Origin of the sequence: Cellulomonas pasadenensis, from assembly GCF_047229365.1 — a bacterium.
Lineage (GTDB): Bacteria > Actinomycetota > Actinomycetes > Actinomycetales > Cellulomonadaceae > Cellulomonas.
In genome coordinates, this window is the sequence record NZ_JBFTEP010000007.1 from 31,883 (window position 1) to 53,748 (window position 21,866).

General features: G+C 75.2%; 26 protein-coding genes. 12 read left to right on the forward strand and 14 right to left on the reverse strand.

The features are described from left to right. Positions 1-70: 70 nt before the first annotated feature. Positions 71-853: a fumarylacetoacetate hydrolase family protein gene (locus AB6N23_RS02265; protein ID WP_412864348.1), complete on the reverse strand. Its 783-nt coding sequence runs from the start codon at positions 851-853 to the stop codon at positions 71-73. Between the two features lie 66 nt (positions 854-919). Between AB6N23_RS02265 and AB6N23_RS02270 the strand changes: the two genes are divergently transcribed. Continuing rightward, positions 920-1,984 carry a GNAT family N-acetyltransferase gene (locus AB6N23_RS02270; protein ID WP_412864350.1) on the forward strand — a complete coding sequence of 355 codons (1,065 nt, stop codon included), beginning with the start codon at positions 920-922 and terminating at the stop codon, positions 1,982-1,984. 46 nt (positions 1,985-2,030) lie between these two features. On the opposite strand, the gene AB6N23_RS02275 is transcribed toward AB6N23_RS02270, so the two are convergent. Then, positions 2,031-2,846: a methyltransferase domain-containing protein gene (locus AB6N23_RS02275; RefSeq protein ID WP_412864352.1), complete on the reverse strand. Its 816-nt coding sequence runs from the start codon at positions 2,844-2,846 to the stop codon at positions 2,031-2,033. A 141-nt stretch (positions 2,847-2,987) separates the two neighbouring features. On the opposite strand from AB6N23_RS02275, the gene AB6N23_RS02280 reads away from it, so the two are divergent. Further along, a complete protein-coding gene (locus tag AB6N23_RS02280) occupies positions 2,988-4,106 on the forward strand; it encodes a heparan-alpha-glucosaminide N-acetyltransferase domain-containing protein (RefSeq protein ID WP_412864354.1) in 1,119 nt (372 codons plus the stop codon). Here AB6N23_RS02280 and AB6N23_RS02285 read toward each other — a convergent pair. Next, positions 4,055-4,702: a pyridoxine/pyridoxamine 5'-phosphate oxidase gene (locus AB6N23_RS02285; protein ID WP_412864356.1), complete on the reverse strand. Its 648-nt coding sequence runs from the start codon at positions 4,700-4,702 to the stop codon at positions 4,055-4,057. The two genes, AB6N23_RS02280 and AB6N23_RS02285, sit on opposite strands and share 52 nt — an antisense overlap. Before the next feature lie 76 nt (positions 4,703-4,778). Between AB6N23_RS02285 and AB6N23_RS02290 the strand changes: the two genes are divergently transcribed. After that, on the forward strand, positions 4,779-5,741 hold the full coding sequence (locus AB6N23_RS02290; RefSeq protein WP_412864358.1) for a 3-methyladenine DNA glycosylase: 963 nt from the start codon (positions 4,779-4,781) through the stop codon (positions 5,739-5,741). Here the strand turns inward: AB6N23_RS02290 and AB6N23_RS02295 are convergent. Next, on the reverse strand, positions 5,696-6,517 hold the full coding sequence (locus AB6N23_RS02295; protein ID WP_412864360.1) for a DUF5677 domain-containing protein: 822 nt from the start codon (positions 6,515-6,517) through the stop codon (positions 5,696-5,698). The genes AB6N23_RS02290 and AB6N23_RS02295 overlap by 46 nt on opposite strands. Positions 6,518-6,590: 73 nt before the next feature. On the opposite strand from AB6N23_RS02295, the gene AB6N23_RS02300 reads away from it, so the two are divergent. Together AB6N23_RS02300 and AB6N23_RS02305 are read left to right on the forward strand one after the other, a co-directional pair. Beyond that, entirely contained in the window at positions 6,591-7,544 is a 954-nt protein-coding gene (locus AB6N23_RS02300) for an AbiTii domain-containing protein (protein WP_412864362.1), read from the forward strand. A 20-nt stretch (positions 7,545-7,564) separates the two neighbouring features. Next, entirely contained in the window at positions 7,565-7,828 is a 264-nt protein-coding gene (locus AB6N23_RS02305) for a hypothetical protein (protein WP_412864364.1), read from the forward strand. A 158-nt stretch (positions 7,829-7,986) separates the two neighbouring features. Here the strand turns inward: AB6N23_RS02305 and AB6N23_RS02310 are convergent, their stop codons facing one another. From AB6N23_RS02310 to AB6N23_RS02330, 5 genes are all read right to left on the reverse strand, one after another. Continuing rightward, the gene (locus AB6N23_RS02310) at positions 7,987-8,721 is read right to left on the reverse strand and encodes an alpha/beta hydrolase (RefSeq protein ID WP_412864396.1); all 735 of its coding nucleotides are present in this window, start codon (positions 8,719-8,721) and stop codon (positions 7,987-7,989) included. A 107-nt stretch (positions 8,722-8,828) separates the two neighbouring features. After that, entirely contained in the window at positions 8,829-9,260 is a 432-nt protein-coding gene (gene rnhA, locus AB6N23_RS02315) for a ribonuclease HI (protein ID WP_412864398.1), read from the reverse strand. Between the two features lie 79 nt (positions 9,261-9,339). Continuing rightward, positions 9,340-9,729 (reverse strand): type II toxin-antitoxin system VapC family toxin, encoded by a 390-nt coding sequence (locus AB6N23_RS02320; RefSeq protein WP_412864366.1) that lies wholly within the window; start codon positions 9,727-9,729, stop codon positions 9,340-9,342. Continuing rightward, a complete protein-coding gene (locus tag AB6N23_RS02325; protein ID WP_412864368.1) occupies positions 9,726-9,947 on the reverse strand; it encodes a type II toxin-antitoxin system Phd/YefM family antitoxin in 222 nt (73 codons plus the stop codon). The genes AB6N23_RS02320 and AB6N23_RS02325 overlap by 4 nt, the downstream gene beginning before the upstream one ends. Positions 9,948-10,010: 63 nt before the next feature. After that, the gene (locus tag AB6N23_RS02330; RefSeq protein ID WP_412864400.1) at positions 10,011-11,705 is read right to left on the reverse strand and encodes an AMP-binding protein; all 1,695 of its coding nucleotides are present in this window, start codon (positions 11,703-11,705) and stop codon (positions 10,011-10,013) included. 92 nt (positions 11,706-11,797) lie between these two features. Here AB6N23_RS02330 and AB6N23_RS02335 point away from each other — a divergent pair, with 92 nt between their 5' ends. The 3 genes from AB6N23_RS02335 (at position 11,798) to AB6N23_RS02345 (ending at position 15,934) form a co-directional block, all read left to right on the forward strand. Further along, the gene (locus AB6N23_RS02335) at positions 11,798-12,604 is read left to right on the forward strand and encodes a phosphotransferase (protein ID WP_412864370.1); all 807 of its coding nucleotides are present in this window, start codon (positions 11,798-11,800) and stop codon (positions 12,602-12,604) included. Positions 12,605-12,639: 35 nt separating this feature from the next. Further along, the gene (locus tag AB6N23_RS02340) at positions 12,640-15,213 is read left to right on the forward strand and encodes a DEAD/DEAH box helicase (RefSeq protein WP_412864401.1); all 2,574 of its coding nucleotides are present in this window, start codon (positions 12,640-12,642) and stop codon (positions 15,211-15,213) included. Positions 15,214-15,331: 118 nt separating this feature from the next. Continuing rightward, positions 15,332-15,934 carry a VIT1/CCC1 transporter family protein gene (locus AB6N23_RS02345; protein ID WP_412864372.1) on the forward strand — a complete coding sequence of 201 codons (603 nt, stop codon included), beginning with the start codon at positions 15,332-15,334 and terminating at the stop codon, positions 15,932-15,934. Here AB6N23_RS02345 and AB6N23_RS02350 read toward each other — a convergent pair. Next, positions 15,931-16,407, reverse strand: a complete 477-nt coding sequence (locus AB6N23_RS02350) for a hypothetical protein (RefSeq protein WP_412864374.1) — start codon at positions 16,405-16,407, stop codon at positions 15,931-15,933. The genes AB6N23_RS02345 and AB6N23_RS02350 overlap by 4 nt on opposite strands. Positions 16,408-16,508: 101 nt before the next feature. Between AB6N23_RS02350 and ybaK the strand changes: the two genes are divergently transcribed. Then, a complete protein-coding gene (ybaK, locus tag AB6N23_RS02355) occupies positions 16,509-17,006 on the forward strand; it encodes a Cys-tRNA(Pro) deacylase (RefSeq protein ID WP_412864376.1) in 498 nt (165 codons plus the stop codon). Between the two features lie 9 nt (positions 17,007-17,015). Here the strand turns inward: ybaK and AB6N23_RS02360 are convergent, their stop codons facing one another. Together AB6N23_RS02360 and AB6N23_RS02365 are read right to left on the reverse strand one after the other, a co-directional pair. Continuing rightward, positions 17,016-17,414, reverse strand: a complete 399-nt coding sequence (locus AB6N23_RS02360) for a YccF domain-containing protein (protein ID WP_412864377.1) — start codon at positions 17,412-17,414, stop codon at positions 17,016-17,018. Positions 17,415-17,548: 134 nt separating this feature from the next. Next, positions 17,549-18,103, reverse strand: coding sequence for a YqgE/AlgH family protein (locus AB6N23_RS02365; RefSeq protein WP_412864379.1), 555 nt, complete (start codon positions 18,101-18,103; stop codon positions 17,549-17,551). A gap of 36 nt (positions 18,104-18,139) precedes the next feature. On the opposite strand from AB6N23_RS02365, the gene AB6N23_RS02370 reads away from it, so the two are divergent. The 3 genes from AB6N23_RS02370 to AB6N23_RS02380 all read left to right on the forward strand — a co-directional run bounded on the left by AB6N23_RS02370 (position 18,140) and on the right by AB6N23_RS02380 (position 19,837). After that, positions 18,140-18,931: a YggS family pyridoxal phosphate-dependent enzyme gene (locus AB6N23_RS02370; protein WP_412864381.1), complete on the forward strand. Its 792-nt coding sequence runs from the start codon at positions 18,140-18,142 to the stop codon at positions 18,929-18,931. Between the two features lie 199 nt (positions 18,932-19,130). Beyond that, positions 19,131-19,511, forward strand: coding sequence for a YidH family protein (locus AB6N23_RS02375; RefSeq protein WP_412864383.1), 381 nt, complete (start codon positions 19,131-19,133; stop codon positions 19,509-19,511). After that, positions 19,508-19,837 carry a DUF202 domain-containing protein gene (locus AB6N23_RS02380; protein WP_412864385.1) on the forward strand — a complete coding sequence of 110 codons (330 nt, stop codon included), beginning with the start codon at positions 19,508-19,510 and terminating at the stop codon, positions 19,835-19,837. Before AB6N23_RS02375 ends, AB6N23_RS02380 begins: the two co-directional genes overlap by 4 nt. 70 nt (positions 19,838-19,907) lie before the next feature. Here AB6N23_RS02380 and lplB read toward each other — a convergent pair whose 3' ends face one another. Both lplB and AB6N23_RS02390 read right to left on the reverse strand, forming a co-directional pair. Further along, positions 19,908-20,990, reverse strand: coding sequence for a lipoate-protein ligase small subunit (gene lplB / locus AB6N23_RS02385; RefSeq protein ID WP_412864387.1), 1,083 nt, complete (start codon positions 20,988-20,990; stop codon positions 19,908-19,910). Between the two features lie 63 nt (positions 20,991-21,053). Then, the coding region (locus tag AB6N23_RS02390; RefSeq protein WP_412864389.1) for a sensor domain-containing protein at positions 21,054-21,866 on the reverse strand (813 nt) is incomplete at its 5' end.

The window sequence follows — 21,866 nt, forward strand, 5'->3', positions numbered from 1 at the left end:
GTCCGTCCCCCTCCGCAGCCGATCCGGCGAGCGTAGGAGCGCGCGGGCGCCCGCGCGCGACGGGGGGCCGTCAGCGGCGCACGACGGGGTTGCGCAGCACGCCGATGTCCTCGACCTCGACCTCGACGACGTCGCGGTGGTCGATCCGGCCGACGCCCGCGGGCGTGCCGGTGAGGATCACGTCGCCCGGCAGCAGCGTGAAGACCTCGGACACGTAGGACACGAGGTACGCGGTGTCGAAGATCATCTGCGCCGTGCTGCCGTCCTGCCGCGTCTCGCCGTTGACCCGCGCGGACACCCGCAGGTCGTCGACGTCGAGGCCCGGGACGACCCACGGGCCCAGCGGGCACGACGTGTCGAAGCCCTTGCCGCGCGTCCACTGCGCGTCCGAGCGCTGCACGTCGCGCGCGGTCACGTCGTTCGCGACCGTGAAGCCGAAGACGTGGTCGAGCGCGCGCTCGGGCGCGACGTCCTTGGTCACCTTGCCGATGACGACGGCGAGCTCGGCCTCGTGCTCGACGTGCTCGGTCCAGTCCGGCAGGACGATCGGGTCGTCGGGGCCGACGACCGACGTGTTGGGCTTGAGGAACAGCAGCGGCGCCGTCGGGACCTCGTTGCCCAGCTCGGCGGCGTGCGCGGCGTAGTTGCGGCCGACGCCGACGATCTTCGAGCGCGGGATGACCGGCGCCAGGAGGCGCACCCCGTCCTGGTCCAGGCGGACCCGCTCCCCCGTCGGCTGCACGGGCGTGTAGATGGGGTCGCCGGTGATGACGACGAGCTCCTCCTGGCCGGGCTCGCCCTCGACGAGGGCGTAGCGGGGGTCGGAGCCGGTGGTGAACCTCGCGATGCGCACGGGCCCAGCCTAGGCGGGCTGCGCTCGACGAGCCGTGCGCGCGGCCCGGCACCACGATGGAGGGCGATGACCGACACCACCCGCCCCGCCCCGCTCGACCGCGCGACGCCCCCGTCCCTGCCGCCGGGCTGGACCGCCCGCGCGGCCGGCCCGGCCGACGCGCCGGCGCTGCACGCGCTGCTCACCGCGCACGAGGAGGCCGTCACGGGCGCCGCGTCGAGCCACCGGTCCACCGTGGACGCGGCGCTGTCCCCCGCGGCGGCGCCCGCGCAGCGCCACGTCCTCGCCCTCGACGACCACGGCCGGGTCCGTGCGTGGGCGTCCGCGCAGGACCGCGCCGCCGGCCGGGTCCTCGCGCAGGTCGTCGTCGACCCCGCGCTCGACGCGGCCACGGCCGACGCGGTCGCCGCCACGGCGTTCACGTGGGTGGACGACGCCGCGCGCGCGATCGCCACGGAGCGCGGCCTGACGACGACGCAGGCGGACACCGGCGCCCTCCCGGCCGACGAGCAGCGGCGGCGGTGGCTGGCCGCGGCCGGGTACCGACACACCCGGTCGTGGCTGCAGATGACGCGGCCGACCACCCCGGACGACGTCCACGCCGACACGCCCCCGCCGACGCGGGTCCGCGTCCGCCGCGTCCGCCGCGGCGAGGACGGCATGCCCGACGGCGCCGACCTCATGGCGGTGCACGTCGTCCTCGAGGAGTCCTTCACCGACCACTTCAACTACCACCCGGAGCGGTTCGAGGAGCTCGTCGCGCGCCTGCGGGCCGACCCCGGCCACCGGTGGGACCACTGGTGGCTCGCCGAGTCGGTCGATCCCGACCAGCCGTCCCGCCCGGTCGGTGCCCTCGTCGCGACCGTGTCCCCCGGGCGCGACGGCGCCCCGGACGGCACGTACGTCGCCTACCTCGGGGTGCTGCGCAGCGGGCGCGGCCGCGGCGCCGCCCGTGCGCTGCTCGCCGCGGCCGTGGCCGACGCGGCGCGGCGCGGGCGCGCGCACGTCGCGCTCGAGGTCGACGCGGACTCGCCGACCGGCGCGGACCGGCTGTACGAGTCGCTCGGGTTCCGCACGGCCGCCGTGACGCAGTCGTGGCACCGGGACGTGCGGGTCGACGACCCGTCGTGACGCGGGCGTCCGGCCGGGTGCCGCCGGTCGCCGGGGTGCCGCGGCGTCAGGCGCGCGCGACGACCTCGCCGTGCAGGATCGAGAACCACCCGTCCTCCTGGGCGCCCCAGGCGTGCCACGCGTCCGCGAGCTGCTCCAGACCCACCTCGTCGGCGAGGCCGTGCTCGATCGCCTGTGCCGCGAAGTGCGAGCGCACGCAGCGGTCGGCCCACAGGTCCGCCCACCACACGCGGTCGGTCGGGGTCGCGTAGCACCAGGCGCTGGCCGTCGGGTGGACGTCGGCCGGGTCGAAGCCGGCGGCGCGCACCCACGACAGCAGCTTGCGGCCCGCGTCGGCGTCGGCCCGGTTCGCCTCGGTGACCTCCTGGTAGAGCGTCAGCCAGTCGTCGAGGCCGTCGGACTGCGGGTACCACGCCATGCCGTCGTAGTCGGCGTCGCGCACCGCGACGACACCGCCCGGCTTGGCCACCCGGCGCATCTCGCGCAGCGCGGCGACGGGGTCGGACAGGTGCTGGAGCACCTGGTGGGCGTGCACGACGTCGAACGTGTCGTCCGGGAAGTCCAGCGCGTACGCGTCGCCGACCTCGAACCGCACGTTCGGGGTACCGGCGTCGGCCGCCGCCTTCGCCGCGGCCTCGATGACGGCGGACGAGGTGTCGACGCCGACGACGTCACCGGGCGCGACACGCCCGGCGAGGTCGATCGTCACCGTGCCGGGGCCGCAGCCGACGTCGAGGAGGGACTGGCCTGCGCGCAGGTGCGGCAGCAGGTACCCCGCGGAGTTCTCCGCGGTGCGCCAGCGGTGCGAGCGCAGGACGCTCTCGTGGTGGCCGTGGGTGTAGACGTCGGATCGCGAGGTCACAGGGCACTGTAGAGCCGCACAAGCGTCCAGTTCATCACCCGGTACAGGATCGTCCGGATGCTGGTCGGTGACGTCGGTCGCAACGCGCCGCGACGCACGGCCGGACGGCGGTCGCCCAGGTGCGCCGCCTAGCATGCGCGGGTGCGACGCATCGTGGGGCTCGACACCGCCCGTGGCCTGGCCGTGCTCGGCATGGTCGCCGCGCACGTCGGCCCCGACGACACCTGGCGGACGGTGCCGCCGGGCGGGTTCGCCCAGCTCGCCGACGGCCGTCCGTCCGCACTGTTCGTCGTGCTCGCCGGGGTCGGGCTCGCGCTGCTGTCGGGCGGGGACCGGCCGGTGGTCGGCACGCGGCTCGTGCAGGCGCGGCTGCGCGTCCTCGTGCGGGCCGCGCTGCTCGTGGTGCTCGGCGCCGCCCTCGTGGAGCTCGGCACGCCGGTCGTCGTCATCCTCGTCGTCTACGGCGGCATGTTCGCCGCGGGCACGCTCGCGCTGCGCTGGCCCCGGCCCGTCGTCGTGGCGGCCGCCGTCGCCGTCGCGCTGCTCGGGCCCGTGGTGCGGCCCTGGTTCGACGCGTTCCCGGTGGTCGCGGAGCGCCCCCTCGACCCGCTGACGGTGCTCGTGGGGCACTACTACCCCGCGATCGTGTGGATGTCGTACGTGCTGACCGGCCTCGCCGTCGGCCGCAGCGACCTGCGGTCACCGCGCGTGCACGCCTGGCTCGCCGGGCTCGGCGCGGGCCTCGTCCTGCTGGGCCACGGCGGCGCGGCGGCGCTCACCGCCGCGCTCGGGCGGCGCACCGACCTGACGACCGCGGACCCGCACTCGGCGTCCCCGTTCGAGGTCGCGGGCAACACCGGCACGGCGCTGCTGGTACTGGCGGTGTGCCTCGCCGTCGGCGTGCGGTGGCCGCGCGCGCTCGCGCCGGTGTCCGCGACGGGCGCGCTCGCCCTCACGGCGTACGTCGGCCACCTGCTGGTCATCGCGGCGCTGGGCACGAGGGTCGTGTGGTCGCCGACGACGGCGGGCTGGCTCTGGTTCACGGGCGTGATCGTCGTGACGTGCTGGGCGTGGCGGACGTGGGTCGGCCGGGGCCCGCTCGAGTGGGTGCTGCACGCGGTCTCCACGCGCGCCGCGGACGTCGCGCCCGACGCCCTCCCGCCGCGCGCGGACGCGACCGCGCCGGCGCCCGCTGCCGGTCCGGCGGCTCAGGGCCAGACGAGCGACCGCGTCCAGGACCCGGCGGCGGAGCGGCGGTAGACCAGCCGCACGTGCGCCCGGTCGGGGCTGCCCTGCCAGAACTCGAGGGCGTCCGGCACCACGACCCACGCCTGCCACTGCGGCAGCACGAGACCCGGCTCGTCGTCGACGCGCTCGCGCGCGGCCGACATCGCGTCACGCAGCTGCGCGACGGAACCCAGCGGCTCACCGGGACGCACCGCGAGCGCGGCGGCACGGGACGCGGGCGAGCGGGCGAGGTAGTCGGCCGCCGACGCCTCCGCGCCGAGGTGGTGCGCGGCGCCGGTGACCCGCACCTGCCGCACGACCGGCTGCCACCAGAACGTCAGCGCGGCCCGCGGGTTCACCGCGAGGTCCACCGCCTTGCCGCTGCGTGCGTCCGTCGCGAACGCGAACCCGTCCGGCCCCACGTCCTTGAGCACGAGGACGCGCGCGGACGGCCGTCCGTCGGCCCCCGCCGTCGCGAGGGTCACGGCGTGCGGCTCGGGGACGCCCGCGTCGACGGCGGCGGCGAACCACTCGCCGAACAGCGCGAGCGGGTCGTCCGGCGCCGCGTCAGGGTCGAACGGCAGGACGTCGCCCGACAGGGCCGGCAGGGACCGCAGCAGCTCGCGCACGTGCGCCACGATGCCGTCCCCGGGGTCGCACCGCCAGGCGCGCCGGGCCTCCCCGGCGGCGACCTACCCTGGTGCCGTGCGCGCGACGACCACCCCGGCGACCGCCCCGGCGGACGTCGTCGTGCTGCCCGCCGCCGTGTGGCGGCCCCGCGCCGACGCGCACGCGGCCCGGGCCGACGCCCTGACCGCCGGGCACCGGGAGCGGCGGTCACGGCACGAGCGGCACGCGATCGAGGACTTCCTCTACGAGTACTACCCGACGCGTCCGGCGCAGCTGCGCCGCTGGCACCCCGGTGCGGGCACCGCCCTGGCGCCCGACGCGGTCGGCCCGGCGCCGCAGGGCGCGTGGCGCTGGTACCGCACCGGCGCCGACGGCACGGTGACCCTCGACGTGCCGGCGTTCCTCGCCGACCGCGGGGAGGCCGTGCAGTTCGTCGCCGGGCTGGTCGGCGCGACCGCGTCCCGGCCCGCCGCCACCGGCTGCTTCGGCCTGCACGAGTGGGCGATGGTCTACCGCGAGGCGGACGACGAGCACCGCCACCCGCTGCCGCTGCGCCTCGGCCGCGACGGCACGGACGCCGTCGTCGAGGCGCACCGCATCCGCTGCACCCACGTCGACGCGTTCCGCTTCTTCACGCCGGCGGCGGTGCCGCGCAACACGCTGCAGCCGACGCGCGCGACGCAGGTCGCGCTGGAGCAGCCGGGATGCCTGCACGCCAACATGGATTGCTTCAAATGGGCCCTCAAACTGGGGCCCGCGGTACCAGGCACCCTACTGCTCGACTGCTTCGATCTGGCGCGCGAGATCCGAATCGTAGACATGCGGGCCTCCCCGTACGACGTGACACCGTATGCGCTCACTCCTATCGCAATCGAGACAGCGGCTGGTAAGCGCGAGTACGTTGAATTGCAGCAAACCTTCGCCAACCGAGCAAACGGCCTTCGCCATCGCATTCTCGAGGTGTGCGCGGTCCTGGCCACAGCCGCCCGCACTTACGAATCGTCTACAGTCTTGCGCCAGGCCTCGTACTCGCGCTGACGCTGCTGCTTCATGAGGAACCCAGCGGAACTCAGCTGAAGATGGGGGGTGGTTCCCACTTCCTTCGCTAAACTCTTCATCCGCGTTCGGGCCGTCCGTCGTGCGTCAATTCGACTCCAGGCGGCCGTGGCATGCACGAGTGCTACTAGGAGCATCGACATCCATGGCTCGAACGAGTCCGCTTTCGGGGTGTCTCGTAGGGCCGCCCCTCTCGCACCAATTTCACCTATGCGCGCACTCTCGAGATATAGGTCGACGACTGCAGTACCAGCGTGCGACGTGTGAGAAGCTGCGCGGTACATGGCGTAAATTTGGTCGCCACCAACGAGTTCTCGGCAGCGTTGTTCAAATTTCTCTCCCGCCGCGGTCGCACTCTTCAGTGCTCGCTCCAATTCCTCATTGAGGCGCGCCGTGGATTCTGCGTTGGGCGCCTGCCCTGAACGCACGAAGGCATCGATCACGTTGCGCTGCTGGCGCGTCTGTTCCCGTAACATGGTGAGAACCGCAGGGTAGCCTGCCAATTCGAGCCACACCGCGGTGTATCCGCATTCGATCGCCTGACGAACGAGCGGCAGTGCCGCTTGCTGCCGTCCCTTCTCATCGAGGAGCATCACGGCCTCTGTGAGTGTGTATACATGCGCGACCAGGCCGTAGACAGTTAGGCCGATCAGCATGTGCTCCCGCGTACGCATGGTGATGGAGTCCGCGGCCGCCGCTTCATGCCACTCATCGACGAGAGCGCGCAGTGTCTCCCGCGTGAGATCGAACTCGATCACGTCCACAGCCTAGAACGGCACGCAGCCCCAAAGCGAGTGTCGACGCGTGGGCCGCGCGAGTACGATCCCCGACATGACCCGTCAAAGCGAGGCGCTTGAAATAGCCGACTCCCTGCTCGCTGACATTGAACTGTCGAGATCCACTACATCGAGGCACGTCCTGAAGGCACTACGCATCGCGCGCCTGCTAGGCGATGAATCGGCTCAGGAGTGGCTTACGTTCGAGATTGAGGGCATCCCCGCCACCCCGGCGGGTAAAGAGTGGATGTCGCGAACTCACCGCTGGACGGATAAAGAAAAGGGCACCGGCTATTGGCAGGCAGCGGCCGCTATTGAAGCGGCCCGAGACTCGCGGAAGTCCGTGGTTGAAGCGCACGCGAGCAGCGTGAGCCTATCCGGCGATTATGTGACCATTGCGATGCGTGAGCGATCCAGCGTCATCACGGGTGCCGCCACGGCAGCTTCCGCGCTAGAGAAGGTGCTCACAGCCATTGATGCACGCGTCTACAGGTATGCAGTGGACGTACACTCCGAGTTGACTTACAGCGAGATGCAAGCGGAGCTCTACGCACAATCACGGGAGGCGATTGACGCCACCCTGAGCGAGATGGCTGGCGATGCCCTCCGGTCGATAAGCAGCATCAACGAGCGGCTCGCTGACGGCAGCACCGACGCGCTCAGTCACGCAATGACGACATGCCGCCAATTGATTGATGCCGTCGCGAATCACCTATTTCCAGCATCTGAGGTCCCGTACTCCATCGGCGAACGCGAGTTGGACGTCGGCAACAATCGGGTGCTCAACCGTTTGCAGGCGTACGTTCATAGCGCCGGTGTTGTTGGCGGTCGTGCGACACGCCTCCGCAGGAGCATCAGTGACGTCTACGATCGAGTATCGACCGGCGTGCACTCCGACCGTGTCACAGAGCACGAAGCGCGCTACCTTTTCCTCACGACTTATGTGCTCCTGGGCGAGTTGCTAACCCTGCAGCCGCGGGAGGAAGGGCACGACGCTGATCGCGCGTAGGTGCCTGCAACAGGCGCCACATGGACGTCTACAAGTGGTGCCTCAAGCTCGGCCCTGCCGTGCCGGGCGACCTGCTGCTCGACGCGTTCGACCTCGCCCGCGACATCCGGCTGGTCGACATGCGCGCCTCGCCGTACGACGTGCGGCCGTACGGCCTCGACCCGATCGCCGTCGAGACGCCGGAGGGCAAGGCCGACTACGTGCGCCGCCAGCGCGGTTTCGCGGCGCGCGCGAACGCCCTGCGGACGCGGCTGCTGGCGGTCTGCACGACGCTCCTCCCCTGAGGTCGCCCCGACGTCGACCCGACATCGGCCCGTCACCCGCCGCCGAACCGGCCGTCGCGCAGCACCGCGGCCGGGTGGTGCTGCACGGCGGCCGGTTCGGCGGGCGGTGGTCGGTGGTGGCGGCGGTCGTTGGGAGCGGCGGTCGGTGGGAGCGGTGGTCAGGGGCGGGGCAGCCAGTCCAGCCGGTCGAGCCACGCCGCGCACGCGTCCGTCCAGCGGGCGACGTGCGGGTCCTCCGCCGCGAGGCCGAGGCCGTGGCGGCCCGACGGGTACACGTGCAGCTCGGCCGGGACACCGGCGGCCCACAGCGCCCGCGCGTACAGCAGCGCGTTCGCGACCGGCACGGCGTCGTCGTCGGCCGTGTGCCAGACGAACGCGGGCGGCGTGGCCGGGGTGACGCGCCGCTCGGCGGACAGGGCCGCCCGTGCCTGCGCGGCTGCGCCGACGCCGAGCAGCGCCTCGACCGAGCCCTCGTGGGCGTCGGCACCGAACGAGACGACCGGGTAGCAGAGCACCGTGGCGTCCGGCCGCACCGCCGCGTCGTCGACCGTGGACAGCGTCGCCGCGAGGTGCCCGCCCGCCGAGAACCCCAGCACGCCGACGCGCCCCGGGTCCACGTCGAGCCCCGTCCCGCCCGCGCGTACCCACCGCACCGCGGCGGTCGCGGCGTCGAGCGGCGCCGGGTGCAGCGCCGCGGTCGACCCCTCGGGCGCGACCGGGTAGCGCAGGACGACGGCGTGCACGCCGAGGCCGGCGAGCCACCGCGCGACCGGCTCGGCCTCGTGGTCGGCGGTCATCCGGTACCCGCCGCCGGGCAGCACGAGGACGACGGGCCGCGGACCCGGCGCGTCGCACGCGACGACCGTGACGCGGTCCGCGAGCGCGTCCGGCAGGTCCGCCGCGTCGGGGCGCACCCCGTCGGTGCCGAGCACGTCCGCCCCCGCCACGTCCCCGCCCGCCACGCCGGCGCCCGGCACGTCCCCGCTCGCCACGTCCCCGCTCACAGCGCGCCCGCCCGCACGGCGTCGACGCCCTTGTTCGCGAGCGCGTCGGCGCGCTCGTTGCCCGGGTCGCCGGCGTGCCCCTTCACCCACACCCACGTCACGTGGTGCCGCGCGACCTCGGCGTCGAGCGCCTGCCACAGCTCCTGGTTCTTGACCGGCTTCCTGTCCCCGGTGCGCCAGCCGTTGCGCTTCCAGCCGTGCATCCACGTCGTGACGCCGTTCATGACGTACGTCGAGTCGACGTGCAGCCGCACCACCGACGGACCCTTGAGGGCGCGCAGCCCCTCGATGACGGCGGTGAGCTCCATGCGGTTGTTCGTCGTGAGCTCCTCGCCGCCGAAGAGCTCACGCTCGTGCACGCCGGAGCGCATCCACGCGCCCCAGCCCCCGACGCCCGGGTTGCCCTTGCAGGCGCCGTCCGTCCACATCTCCACGCGGGGCAGGTCGTCGCCCGTCGTCACGTCGTCGCTCACGCGGACACGGTACGGCGGTGCGCGCAGGACCCGGTCACCACGTACGGACGGCGGCGCGTCCGGACGTGCGGACCAGCTCGTCGACGGTCACGAGGGTGGCGTTCTCGGTCACCGCCTGCGCCACGAGCAACCGGTCGAACGGGTCGCGGTGCTCCCACGGCAGCCGCCCGGCGAGGAGCGCGTGGTCGGCGCCGACCGGCAGCTCGGTGCCGCCGATCTCCGCGACGCGGCGCGACCAGAAGTCGACCAGGTCGCCGACCTCCAGCCTCCCGAGCCGCTGCTTCGTCGCCACCTCCAGCGCGGACGCCGCCGACACGAGGAGCGTCACGGCCGGGTCGGCGAGCTCGCCGCGGACGTGCTCCGGCACGCGAGCCGGGTCACCGAGGAGCCACAGCAGGACGTGCGTGTCGAGCAGGTACCTCACTCCCAGGCCGCCAGCTCGGCCTCGTCCAGCGGCTCGTCGAACGTCGGCGGGACGTCGAGCCGCAGCGTGCCGAAGACGCGGCGCCGGGGCTGCACGGGGACGAGGCGGACGACGGGGCGCCCGGCGCGCGCGATGACGACCTCCTCGCCGTCCTCCGCCCGGGCGATCAGGTCGGACAGGCGTGCCTTCGCGTCCTGGACGTTCATGGTCGTCGTCACGGCGCCAGCCTACGCCGCCCGGTCGTACCGGACCAGACCGTCTGGTCCAGGTGCACGACGACCTCAGGACCGTCGCAGCACCGTCTCGCGGACGACCCGGCGCAGCACCTTGCCGACCTGTGAGCGCGGCAGGTCGGGCAGCACGACCATCCGCCGCGGCAGCGCGTACCGCGCCAGACGGGTCTCGCACCACGCCCGCACGGCCGCGAGGTCGACGCCCGACGCGCCCTCGTCGAGCACGACCGCGGCCACGACGCTCTCCCCGAGGTCGCCCGCGGGCTCCCCCACGACCGCGACGTCGCGGATGCCCGGCATGCCGCGCAGGTGGTCCTCGACCTGCGACGGGTACACCTTGAACCCGCCGCTCACGATCATCTCCTTCATGCGGTCGACGAGGACGACGAACCCGTCCTCCTCGACCTGCACGACGTCGCCGGTGCGCAGCCACCCGCCGGGCAGCAGCTGGTGGGCCGTCTCCTCGGGCCGGTCCCAGTAGCCCTGGAAGACCTGCGGCCCGCGGACCAGCAGCTCGCCGCGCTCCCCCGCCGCGACCTCGCGGGTCGGGTCCTCCTGGTCGACGACGCGCACGTACGTGGACGGGAACGGCAGGCCGAGGGCGCCGGGGCGGCGGTCGGCCGTCATCGGGTTGCCGAGCGCCACCGGCGACGTCTCGGTCATGCCGTAGCCCTCGACGACCAGTCCCCGGGTCACGCGCTCCCAGCGCTCGGCGGTCGCGCGCGGCAGGGCCATCGCGCCGCTGATCGCGTAGCGGAACGACGTGAGGTCGGCGCCGGACTCCTCGGCGGCGGCCGCGAGGCGGTCGAGCATCGGCGGCACGGCGGGCAGGAACGTGCCCGGCCGGCGCTTCTGCGCGGCGAGGACGCGCGCGGGGTCGAAGCTGGGCAGCACGACGAGCGTCGCGGCGATGCGGGTCGCGTACGTGAGGCACAGCGTGAGGCCGAAGGCGTGGAAGAACGGCAGCACCGCGTAGACGACCTCGGTGCCGGGGCGCGCCTGCGTCCACGCCTGGCCCTGGATCGCGTTGGCGAGCAGGTTCCGGTGCGTGAGCACGGCGCCCTTGGGGGTGCCCGTGGTGCCGCCGGTGTACTGCAGCAGCGCGACGTCGCCCGCGGCAGGCCCCGGCACGGACGCGTCGACGGGGCGCGCGCCGCGCAGCAGCCGGTGCCAGTGCGGCACGTCCGCGGGCACGGGTCCGCGCATGGCCGCGCGGGTGCGCCGCGCCGACGCGACGGGCAGCCGCAGCGCCAGCCGGGACGCGGTCGGCAGGTCCGCGCTGAGGTCGACCGCCACGACGTGGCGGAGGGCGGTGCGCCCGCGCGCCGCGAGCACGCGCGGCACGGCCTGCTCCCACACCACCGCGACGGTGGCGCCGCTGTCCGCGAGCTGGTGGGCGAGCTCGTCGGCGGTGTAGGTGGGGTTGTGCTCGACGACGACGGCGCCGAGCCGCAGCACGGCCCAGAACGCCACCAGGTGGGTGGTGCAGTTGGGCAGCACGAGCGCGACCCGGTCGCCCGGCCCGACGCCCAGGTCGCGGAGCACGGCGGCGCCGCGGGCGACCTGGTCGGCCACCTGCGCCCACGTCGTCGTGCGGCCGAGGAAGTCGACGGCCACGCGCTGCGGGTGGTCGCGCGCGGTGTGCTCGAGGGTGGCTGTGAGCGGCTCGTCCGGCACGTCGACGTCCCGCGGGACGCCCGTCGGCCAGGCGGCGGGGAGGGCTGCGTCCGGGGTCGGGCTCATCACGTCGTCACCGTAACTTACGGCTCCGTAGGTTACCCACCCGTAGGTCCCGCGCGGCGGCCGCCGGGACGTGCCCGTGGCACGATCGCGACGTGCCCGAGCAGTACGTCCCCGCCGCCGAGGTCCCCACCGGCCCCGTCGACGTCCCCGCGGCGGTCGCGCACCTCGCCGGGACGGCACCGGTCGTCCCGGTGTGGCGCAACGAGCTGGGCGGGCTGACCTTCCGGCTCGGTGCTGACCGGTACGTCAAGTGGGTGGCCGCCGGGACGCCGGGCCTCGACCTCGCCGCCGAGGCGGCGCGCCTCGCGTGGGCGGCACGGTTCACGGCCGTCCCCCGCGTGCTCGACCGCGGCGCCGACGACGACGGCACGTGGCTCGTGACGGAGGCGATCGACGCCCGCAGCGCCGTGGACCCGTACTGGCTCGCGCGCCCGGTCGAGGCCGCCACCGCGATCGGCCGCGGGCTGCGGGCGTTCCACGACGCGCTGCCCGTCGGCGACTGCCCGTTCGCGTGGTCGGCGCGCGACCGCCTCGACCGCGCGCTGGAGAACCTCGACGCCGGCGACACGCCGGCGTCGTGGGCGCCGGAGCACCGCACCATGGGCGTCGCCGAGGCGCGGTACCGCCTCACCGAGCCGCCGGACCCCGACATGCTCGTCGTCTGCCACGCGGACGCGTGCGCGCCGAACACGCTGCTGCAGGACGACGGCACGGTCGCCGGGCACGTCGACCTCGGGCGGCTCGGCGTCGCCGACCGGTGGGCGGACCTCGCGATCGCGGCGTGGAGCGTCGACTGGAACCACGGGCCGGGGTACGACCACCACGTCTACGCGGGCTACGGCGTCGACCCCGACCCCGCCCGGATCGCGTACTACCGGCTGCTGTGGGACGCCTCCTGACGCGTCCGTGCGAGGATCGCCCGGTGTCCGACGCCGTGACCCTGACCGCCCGTCTGCCCCGCGGCGACCAGGCGCACGACCCCGACGCCCTCTACGAGGCGTTCACGGCGTGGGCCGCCGACCAGGGCCTGCGGCTGTACCCGCACCAGGAGGAGGCGCTGCTCGAGCTCGTCTCCGACGCGCACGTGATCCTGTCGACGCCGACGGGCTCGGGGAAGTCGCTCGCCGGCGTCGCCGCGCACGCCGTCGCGCTCGCGCAGGGCCGCCGGTCGTTCTACACCGCGCCCATCAAGGCGCTCGTGAGCGAGAAGTTCTTCGCGCTCGTCGAGGTCTTCGGCTCGGAGAACGTCGGGATGATGACGGGCGACACCGCCGTCAACGCGCAGGCGCCGATCGTGTGCTGCACGGCCGAGATCCTCGCCAACCTCGCGCTGCGCGACGGCGCCGACGCCGACGTCGGCCTCGTCGTGATGGACGAGTTCCACTACTACGCCGACCCGCAGCGCGGCTGGGCGTGGCAGGTGCCGCTGCTCGAGCTGACGCGCACGCAGTTCCTGCTCATGTCGGCCACCCTCGGCGACGTCGCCTTCTTCGAGGACGACCTGCGCCGGCGCACGGGCCGGGACGTGGCGGTCGTCGCCAACGCCGAGCGGCCCGTCCCGCTGACGTTCTCCTACGTCGTGGAGCCGCTGCACGAGCTGCTCGACGAGCTCGTGCAGACGCAGCGCGCGCCCGTGTACGTCGTGCACTTCACGCAGAAGGAGGCCGTCGAGCGCGCGCAGGCGCTGCTGTCGTCGACGCTCGCGAGCCGCGCCCAGCGCGACGCGATCGCCGACGAGCTCGGCGGGTTCCGGTTCGGCCCCGGGTTCGGCAGGACGCTGTCGCGGCTGCTGCGGCACGGCGTCGGCGTGCACCACGCGGGCATGCTGCCCAAGTACCGGCGGGTCGTGGAGCGCCTCACGCAGAAGGGCCTGCTGCCGGTGGTGTGCGGCACCGACACGCTCGGGGTCGGCATCAACGTGCCGATCCGGACCGTCGTGCTCACCTCGCTCGTGAAGTACGACGGGCAGCGGATGCGGCACCTGACGGCGCGCGAGTTCCACCAGATCGCGGGGCGGGCCGGGCGGGCGGGCTTCGACACGGTGGGCGAGGTCGTCGTCATGGCGCCCGAGCACGTCATCGAGAACCGCAAGGCGCTGCTGCGGGCGGGCGACGACCCGAAGAAGCAGAAGAAGATCGTCCGCAAGCAGGCCCCCGCGGGGCACGTGAACTGGACGGACAAGACGTACGAGCGCCTGCGCGACGCCGCCCCCGAGCCGCTGACGTCGAGCTTCCACGTGTCGCACGCGATGGTGCTGCACGTGCTGCAGCGCGGCCGCGACGGGCGCGGCGACCCGATCGCCGTCATGACGCACCTGCTCACCGACAACCACGAGCCCGAGGGCGCCCGCGCCCGGCACGTGCGGCGCGCGGTCGACGTGTACCGCTCGCTGCGCGCCGGCGGCGTCGTCGAGCGGCCGTGGGTCGACGACCCGGCGGCCCCGCGGGGCCGCCGGCGCACCGTCCGGCTCGTCGACGACCTGCCCGCCACGTTCGCGCTCGACCAGGCCCTGTCGCCGTTCGCGTACGCCGCGCTCGACCTGCTGGACCCCGAGGACCCGGGCTTCGCGCACGACGTCGTCTCCGTCATCGAGGCGACGCTCGACGACCCGCGCCAGGTGCTCGCGGCGCAGGAGAACCGTGCGCGCGGCGAGGCCGTGGCAGCCATGAAGGCGGAGGGTCTCGACTACGACGAGCGCATGGCCCTGCTCGAGGACGTCACGTACCCGCGCCCGCTCGCCGAGCTGCTCGAGGCCGCGTTCGCGACGTACCGCCGGACCAACCCGTGGGTCGCGGACCTCGCGCTGTCGCCGAAGTCCGTGGTCCGCGACATGCACGAGCGCGCCGCGTCGTTCGCCGAGTACGTCAGCCTCTACACGCTCGACCGCACCGAGGGCGTGCTGCTGCGCTACCTCGCCGACGCGTACCGCGCGCTGCGCCGCACCGTCCCGGAGGACCGGCGCACCGAGGAGCTCGAGGAGCTCGTCGCGTGGCTCGGCGACCTCGTGCGCCGCACCGACTCGAGCCTCCTCGACGAGTGGGAGCGCCTGGCGAACCCCACCGACGACCCGGCCGCCGGGCCCGCCGTGGACGACGACACCCCGCCGCCCGTCACCGCCGACGCACGGGTGTTCCGCGCGCTCGTGCGGGGCGCCCTGTTCCGCCGCGTCGAGCTGCTCGCGCGTGAGCGGTGGGGCGCGCTCGCCGCGCTCGGCGACGTCGACGGCGACGACCGGCCGTGGGACGCCGACCGGTGGGCCGACGCCCTCGACCCCTACTGGGACGTGCACGACGAGGTGCTCACCGGCCCCGCGGCCCGCGGCCCGGGGCTGTTCCTCGTCACGCCGACGGAGGGGCACGGACCGGCGGCGCGCACGTGGCACGTGCGCCAGCTGCTCGACGACCCGGCGGGCGACCACGACTGGCGGATCGACGCGCTCGTCGACCTCGCGGCGTCGGACGAGGCCGGCGAGGTGCGCCTGCGGGTGCTGGAGGTCGGGCCGCTCTGACGTCCCCGCGGCACGGTGCCCGGCTCGGTCCGGCGAGGTGAGGCAGGCCTACGTCTGTGCAGGTCAGGACAGGCTTCGCTGCGATGACAGGCGGCGGGCACCGGCCTAGCGTGGACGCATGACCACGATCGGCGGGCACCTGACGGGCCTCCTGCACGGGACCGGCGACGGACGCCCCGCGCACTCGGCGCGGGGCCTCAACTGGCTCCGCGCCGGCGTCCTCGGGGCGAACGACGGGATCGTCTCGATCGCCGCCACGGTCGTCGGGGTCGCGGGCGCCGCGACGTCCGCGCGGACCATCGGCCTCGCCGGCGGCGCGGCCCTCGTGGCGGGCGCCCTGTCGATGGCCGCCGGGGAGTACGTGTCCGTGAGCAGCCAGCGCGACGCCGAGCGCGTGGCCGCCGACGCGGGCCGGCCCATCGGCGGTGCCGACGACGAGGACGCCTTCACCAACCCGTGGCACGCCGCGCTCGCCTCGTTCGTCGCCTTCACGATCGGCGGGCTCGCCCCGCTGCTCGTCGTGCTCGCGCCGTGGCCCGTCGCCGCGCGCGTCCCCGTCACGGCCGTCGCCGTCGTCGCCGCGCTCGTCGCGCTCGGCTGGGCGTCCGCGCGGTTCACGGGTGCGGCGACCGGCCGGTCGGTGCTGCGCAACGTGGTCGGCGGGTCCGTCGCGATGGCGGTGACCTACGGGATCGGCACGCTGGTCGGCGTGGCGCTCTAGCGGGTCCGGCCGGCCGCCTCGGGCCCGCCGTCGGCGCCGTCGCGCCCGCCCCGAGCGCCGCGCGGCAGGGTGCGCTCGAGCAGGCGCGCGAACGGTGCCAGCGACGCGACGGCCACGGCCGACGCGATCGCGGCGCCGCCGGGGTGCACGAAGAACAGGCCCAGCAGGAGGGTCAGGACGAGCCACGCCAGCAGGAGCTCCACGGCCAGCGCGAGGACGCGGCGCCCCCGGCTCCGCACCCGTCCCGCCCGCGGCTCGAGCATGCCGACGACGACGAAGAAGACCGGGTAGATCCACAGCAGGTGCAGGAGCCGCCACCCGCCGCCCGCGGTCCGCAGCCGGCCGACCTCCGGCACCAGGCCGGCGAGCACCAGGCCGACGAGCAGCGGCAGCGCCGCGAGCCAGACGACGCCGAGCACGTACAGCACCAGCACCAGCACGCCGGGCACGCCCAGCCGCTCACCCTCGCGCATCGCACCCCCTGCTCCGCGGCCGCCACCGGACCGTGACCCTCGCAGCGCCCGGCGCCGGACGTCAACGGCCGACGGTCGCACCGCCCCCTACCCTGGGCGCCGTGGCACGCAAGGACGCCCGCGCGGCGGGCACACCGGCGCTCGTCGCGCTCGCTGCGGCCGGCGTCCCGCACACCCCGCGCGCCTACGCGCACGACGCGGCGTCCGACCTCGGCTACGGGCTCGAGGCCGCGCACGCGCTGGGCGTCGACCCCGCGCAGGTGTTCAAGACGCTGGTCGCGGACGTCGAGGGCGCGCTGACCGTCGCCGTCGTGCCGGTCACCGGGCGCCTCGACCTCAAGGCGCTCGCGCACGCGGTCGGCGCCAAGCGCGCCGCCATGGCGGACCCGCACGCCGCCGAGCGCGCGACCGGCTACGTCGTCGGGGGCATCTCCCCGCTGGGGCAGCGCACGCGGCTGCGCACGGTCGTCGACGAGACGGTGTGGCTGTTCGACACGGTGCTCGTCTCGGGCGGGCGGCGCGGGCTGGACGTCGAGCTCGCCCCCGACGACCTGGTGCGGCTCACCGACGCCGTGGTCGCGGCGGTCGCGGCCGGCTGAGACCCGTCGTCAGCGGCCGTACGCCGCGAACGGCCGGTCCGTCGGCACGATCTCCTTGCCGAGCGGCACGAGCGAGACCGGGATGAGCTTGAGGTTCGCGATGCCCATCGGGATGCCGATGATCGACACGAACAGCGGGATCGCCGTCGCGACGTGCCCCACCGCGAGCCAGATGCCCGCCACGAGCACCCAGATCACGTTGCCGATGGCCGACAGCGCGCCGGCGGTGGGCTTCTCGACGACCGTCCGCCCGAACGGCCACAGCACGTAGCTGGCGATGCGGAACGACGCGACGCCGAACGGGATCGTGACGACCAGCAGGCAGCACAGCACGCCGGCGACGACGTACCCGAGGGCGAGCCACGCGCCGGCGAAGACGAGCCAGATGACGTTGAGCAGGGTGGTCACCGGACCACCGTCGCACACGCCGCCGCGCGGCGGGATCCGGGACGCCCCTGACGCGACCCCGGTCCGCGGGTCGGCCCGGCGCCGGGTCAGTCCAGCGCCGGGTGAGCCCGGCGCCGGGTCAGTTCAGCGCCGGGTCAGTTCAGCGCCGGGTCGTCCGGCGCGGTCCACAGCAGCGCCACCTCGTCCGGCTGGCGGCGCAGCACCCGGCGCCACAGACCGCCCGGGTCGCGGGCGAACGGGTCGTCCGGCAGCGCGTCGACGACGATCCACCCCTTGGCGGCGATCTCCTGGTCGAGCTGGCCGGCCGACCAGCCGGCGTAGCCGACGAACACGCGCAGCCCCCGCACCCCCTGCGCCACCACCTCGGGCGGCGCGTCGAGGTCGACGAGCCCGAGCCCCGGCGTCAGCGGACGCACGCCCGGCGGGGCCGTCGCCGCCACCGGGACGCCCGCGAGCCCGAGCGCCGCGTCACGACCGACCGGTCCCCCGCCGAACAGCACGCCCGGTGCGCTCACGTGCGGGTGCCAGTCGGGCAGCACCGCGGCCACGTCCACGTCGAGCGGCCGGTCCAGCACGACGCCGAGCGCGCCGCCGTCGGTGTGCTCGAGCACGAGCACGACCGTGCGCCGGAAGCTCGGGTCACGCAGCCCCGGCGTCGCCACCAGCAGTCGTCCCGTCGTGCCGTCCATGCGGCCCATCATGGCCCGGCGGTACGGTCAGGACCCGTGGAGCCGCCCGACGACCCGCACGACCGCGCCCGGCACGTCGCCGAGCGCCTCGCCGCCCTGCGCGCCCGCGTCGCGGCGGCCACCTCCGCCGCCGGTCGTCCGCCCGGTGCGGTGCAGGTGCTGCTCGCCGGCAAGACCATGGACGCCGGCACGGTGCGCGCCGCGCTCGCGGCCGACGCAGCGGCCCGCGCCGCCGGGTCCGGCACGGCGCCCGTCCTGCTCGGCGAGAACCGCGTGCAGGAGCTCGTGGCGAAGGCGCCGGTGCTGGCCGACGTCGCGCCCGTGTGGCACGTCATCGGGCCGCTGCAGTCGAACAAGGTCAACGCGGCGCTGCGCTGGGCCGCGGCCGTGCAGTCCGTCGCCGACGACGACCTGGCGGGACGCCTCAGCGCGCGCGTGGCCGGTCGCACCGTGCCCCTCGACGTGTGGGTGCAGGTGAACGTGTCCGCGGAGCCCACGAAGCACGGCGCCCGCCCCGACGACGCCCGCGACCTCGCCGTGCGCGTCGCCGCGCTGCCGGGTCTGCGCCTCGCCGGCTTCATGACCGTCGGTGCCCGCACGCCCGACGTGGAGCGGGTGCGCGCCGGCTACGCGCTCCTGCGCAGCATCCGGGACGACGTCGTCGCGAGCGGCGCGCCCGGCACCGCCGGCGCCCGCGGGCTGTCGATGGGCATGAGCGACGACCTGGAGGCCGCCGTCGCGGAGGGCGCGACCGTCGTCCGCGTCGGCACGGCCGTCTTCGGCGCGCGGACGCCGCCGCCGGCGGACGCGAGCGCGCCGGCGCGGTAGGCCCGCGCGGCCGCGCGCCGGCGCACCGCGTCGCGTGCGAGCACCTCGCGCCGGGCGAGCACGTCCAGCCGCCGCCGCTCCCGCTCGTCCTGCGTCACCGCGCACCTCCCGGTCCGGTCGTCACCGCCGTCGTCACCGCGCAGGAGCACCGCGGACCGCCCGTGATACGTCCGCGCGCCGCCGCTGCGAGGATGGCGGCATGGACGCCCCCGCGCCGCGCCCCCGCCGCCGCTTCCCCACCTGGGTGTACGCGACCGGCACGGAGCCCGACGCCCGGTTCTCCCTCGCGAACGAGCGCACGTTCCTCGCGTGGGCGCGCACCGCCCTCGCGCTCCTCGCGGGCGGCGTCGCGCTCGAGGCGCTCGACCTGCCGATCGAGCCGCGCCTGCGGCTCGCGGCCGCGGTCCTGCTCGTCGCGCTCGGTGTGCTCGCGCCCGTGCTGGCGTGGGTCGGGTGGGCGCGGGCCGAGCGCGCGATGCGGCGGGCCGAGCCGCTGCCGGCGCCGTCGGCGTTCGGCCTGCTCGTCGTCGGCGTGGCGGCTGCGGGCGTGCTCGTGCTCGTCGGGCTGGTGCTCGCGTGAGCGGTGCCGCGCCGGCCGTCGACCCGCTCGCCGGGGAGCGGACCGCGCTGGCGTGGCGCCGGACGGCGCTGGGCCTGCTCGGCGGCGCCGTCGCGGCCGGCCGCCTGCTCGCGGAGACGTGGGGTCCGGCGGGCTGGTCCGTGGCCGTGGGCGGCACGGTGCTGGCGGTGCTCGTGCTCGTGGCGTCGCGCGAGCGGCGGACCGCCGCCCGGCACGGGTCCGCGGGGACGGGTACGCCCGGCGGGCGGCTCGTGACGGCGTGCGCCGCGGGGCTCGTCGCGATCGGCGCGGCCGCCGTCGCGGTCGTCCTCACCTGGCCGCACTGACCGGTCCCCGACCGAGCAGGGCCGAGGACGTGCCGAGCACGTGCCGAGCAGGGCCGACGGCGGGACGCCGTCAGGGCACGCGGGCGGTCCAGGCCGGGTCGGTGAACTTCGTCGCCACCAGCTCGCGCGCGCGCTCGATCTCCGCCGGCCGCAGGGCGCCGTCCACCGTGCGGTACCGCGCCCGGAAGTGGGCGACGAAGGCCGCGATCACCTGCTCGCGCGGCAGCTGCGTCTGCGACCGCACCGGGTCGACCCGCTTGTTCGCCGACCGCGTGCCCTTGTCGGACATCTTCTCGCGGCCGATCCGCAGCACCTCGAGCATCTTGTCCGCGTCGATGTCGTAGGACATCGTCACGTGGTGCAGCACCGCGCCGCCGCCGCTCGCGAGCCGCTTCTGCGCCGACCCCGCGAGCTTGCCCGCCGGGGACGCGATGTCGTTGAGGCCGGTCGTCGTCGCCCGCACGCCCACGTCCGCGAGCGCGCCGAGCACCCACTGGTTGAGGAACGTGTAGGAGTCCTCGAACGACATGCCGTCGACCAGCGACGGCGGCACGACGAGCGAGAACGTGATGCAGTTGCCGGCCTCCATGAACATGGCGCCGCCGCCGCTGACGCGGCGCACGACCGTGACGCCGTGCCGGGCGGCCGCCTCGGCGTCCACCTCGTTCGCGAGCGACTGGAACGAGCCGATGATCACCGCCGGCTCCCGCCACTCCCAGAACCGCAGCGTCGGGCCGCGCCGGCCTGCCGCGAGCTCCTCGGTGAGCACCTGGTCGAGCGCGGTGTGCATCGCGGGCGGCAGGACACCCGGGTCCAGCAGCGTGAACTCGTGGTCGGACCACCCGGTGGAGAGCCCGAGCGCCCGCCGGACCGCCACGGCGACGGCGCGCGTGTCGAACCCGACCATGGCGACGGGCCCGGCGACGCGGCCCTGCTCCTGCGCGAGCGTCAGGGCGTCGTCGAGGACCTGCACGAGCGAGGCGACCGGCGCGTCGTGCGCCGCACCGGCGAGCGCGTCGCCGAGGACCTCGAGCGCGTCGTCGGGCTCGAGGAAGAAGTCCCCGGACACCCGCACGTCCGCGAGGCGCCCCTCCCGGACGTCGAGGTCGACCACCACGAGCTTGCCGTCGGGCACCTTGTACTCACCGTGCACGGGTCCACCCTAGGCCGGGCGCGCGGACGGACGGCCCCGGGCCGACGGCCGGGGTGCCACGCGTCACGGCAGCGCGCGCACCGCCGCGAGCACGCGCTCCTCGATCATCATGCTGACCTCGCCGGTCGTGCCGAGCACGTCCGCCGCGTTCTCGCGCGCGGCCGGGTCGAGCGCCGTCGCCGTCCAGCTGACGATCGCGTTGCCGACGAGCGCGTGGCCGACGTACCGCGCCCGGGGCTCGTCCTCGCCGGTGCGCACGGTGACCTCCTGGACGATCTCCGGCAGCAGCCCCTGCCCCTCGATCGCCGGCTGCGTCACCCACCGGGTCCGCCCGCCGGCCGCGTCGACGACCGTGTACTCGGTGCACCCGTCGACCGTCGTCACGAGCGCCCGGAACGCCTCCCGTGCCGCGGCGGGGTCGGCCAGGAGCACGACGTCCTGCTCGACGCGGACCTCGTCGTTCGCCCACGCCAGCGCGTCGTGCGCCACGGGCGGGCCGGGCACCACCGTCACCGCGGTCGCGCAGGTCGCGGGCTCGACCGCACCCCCGGGGGGCAGCCCCCACGGCGTCTGCCCGGACGGCGGGCCCGCGCTCACGCCGGGTTCCGCGGCGGGCACGGCGGCCTCGACGTCCGCGCGCGTGAGGAGCAGCCCGGGCAGCGTCGTCGCGTCGAGGACGACGTCGGCGGTCGACGGCCCGGCGGAGGAGGCCGCGGTGGGGGTCGGCTCCCGCGGGGCGGGTGCGGACGACCCGGAGGCGGTCGCGACCGGCGTCGGGACGGGGGCGCCCGCGACCCACGGCTGGACCAGCACGAGGACAGCGACCGCGAGCACGGCGGCGAGCACCCAGGGCCCCCACGGGCGGCGGGACCGCGG

Bases quoted from the DNA above. Each gene is read 5' to 3' on its own strand.
- AB6N23_RS02375 (WP_412864383.1), top strand. From the start codon at position 19,131: ATGGACGCCCCCGCGCCGCGCCCCCGCCGCCGCTTCCCCACCTGGGTG.
- AB6N23_RS02300 (WP_412864362.1), top strand. From the start codon at position 6,591: ATGACCCGTCAAAGCGAGGCGCTTGAAATAGCCGACTCCCTGCTCGCT.
- AB6N23_RS02350 (WP_412864374.1), bottom strand. From the start codon at position 16,407: ATGCGCGAGGGTGAGCGGCTGGGCGTGCCCGGCGTGCTGGTGCTGGTG.
- AB6N23_RS02345 (WP_412864372.1), top strand. From the start codon at position 15,332: ATGACCACGATCGGCGGGCACCTGACGGGCCTCCTGCACGGGACCGGC.
- AB6N23_RS02305 (WP_412864364.1), top strand. From the start codon at position 7,565: ATGGACGTCTACAAGTGGTGCCTCAAGCTCGGCCCTGCCGTGCCGGGC.
- AB6N23_RS02330 (WP_412864400.1), bottom strand. From the start codon at position 11,705: ATGAGCCCGACCCCGGACGCAGCCCTCCCCGCCGCCTGGCCGACGGGC.
- rnhA (WP_412864398.1), bottom strand. From the start codon at position 9,260: ATGTGGACGGACGGCGCCTGCAAGGGCAACCCGGGCGTCGGGGGCTGG.
- AB6N23_RS02365 (WP_412864379.1), bottom strand. From the start codon at position 18,103: ATGGACGGCACGACGGGACGACTGCTGGTGGCGACGCCGGGGCTGCGT.
- AB6N23_RS02270 (WP_412864350.1), top strand. From the start codon at position 920: ATGACCGACACCACCCGCCCCGCCCCGCTCGACCGCGCGACGCCCCCG.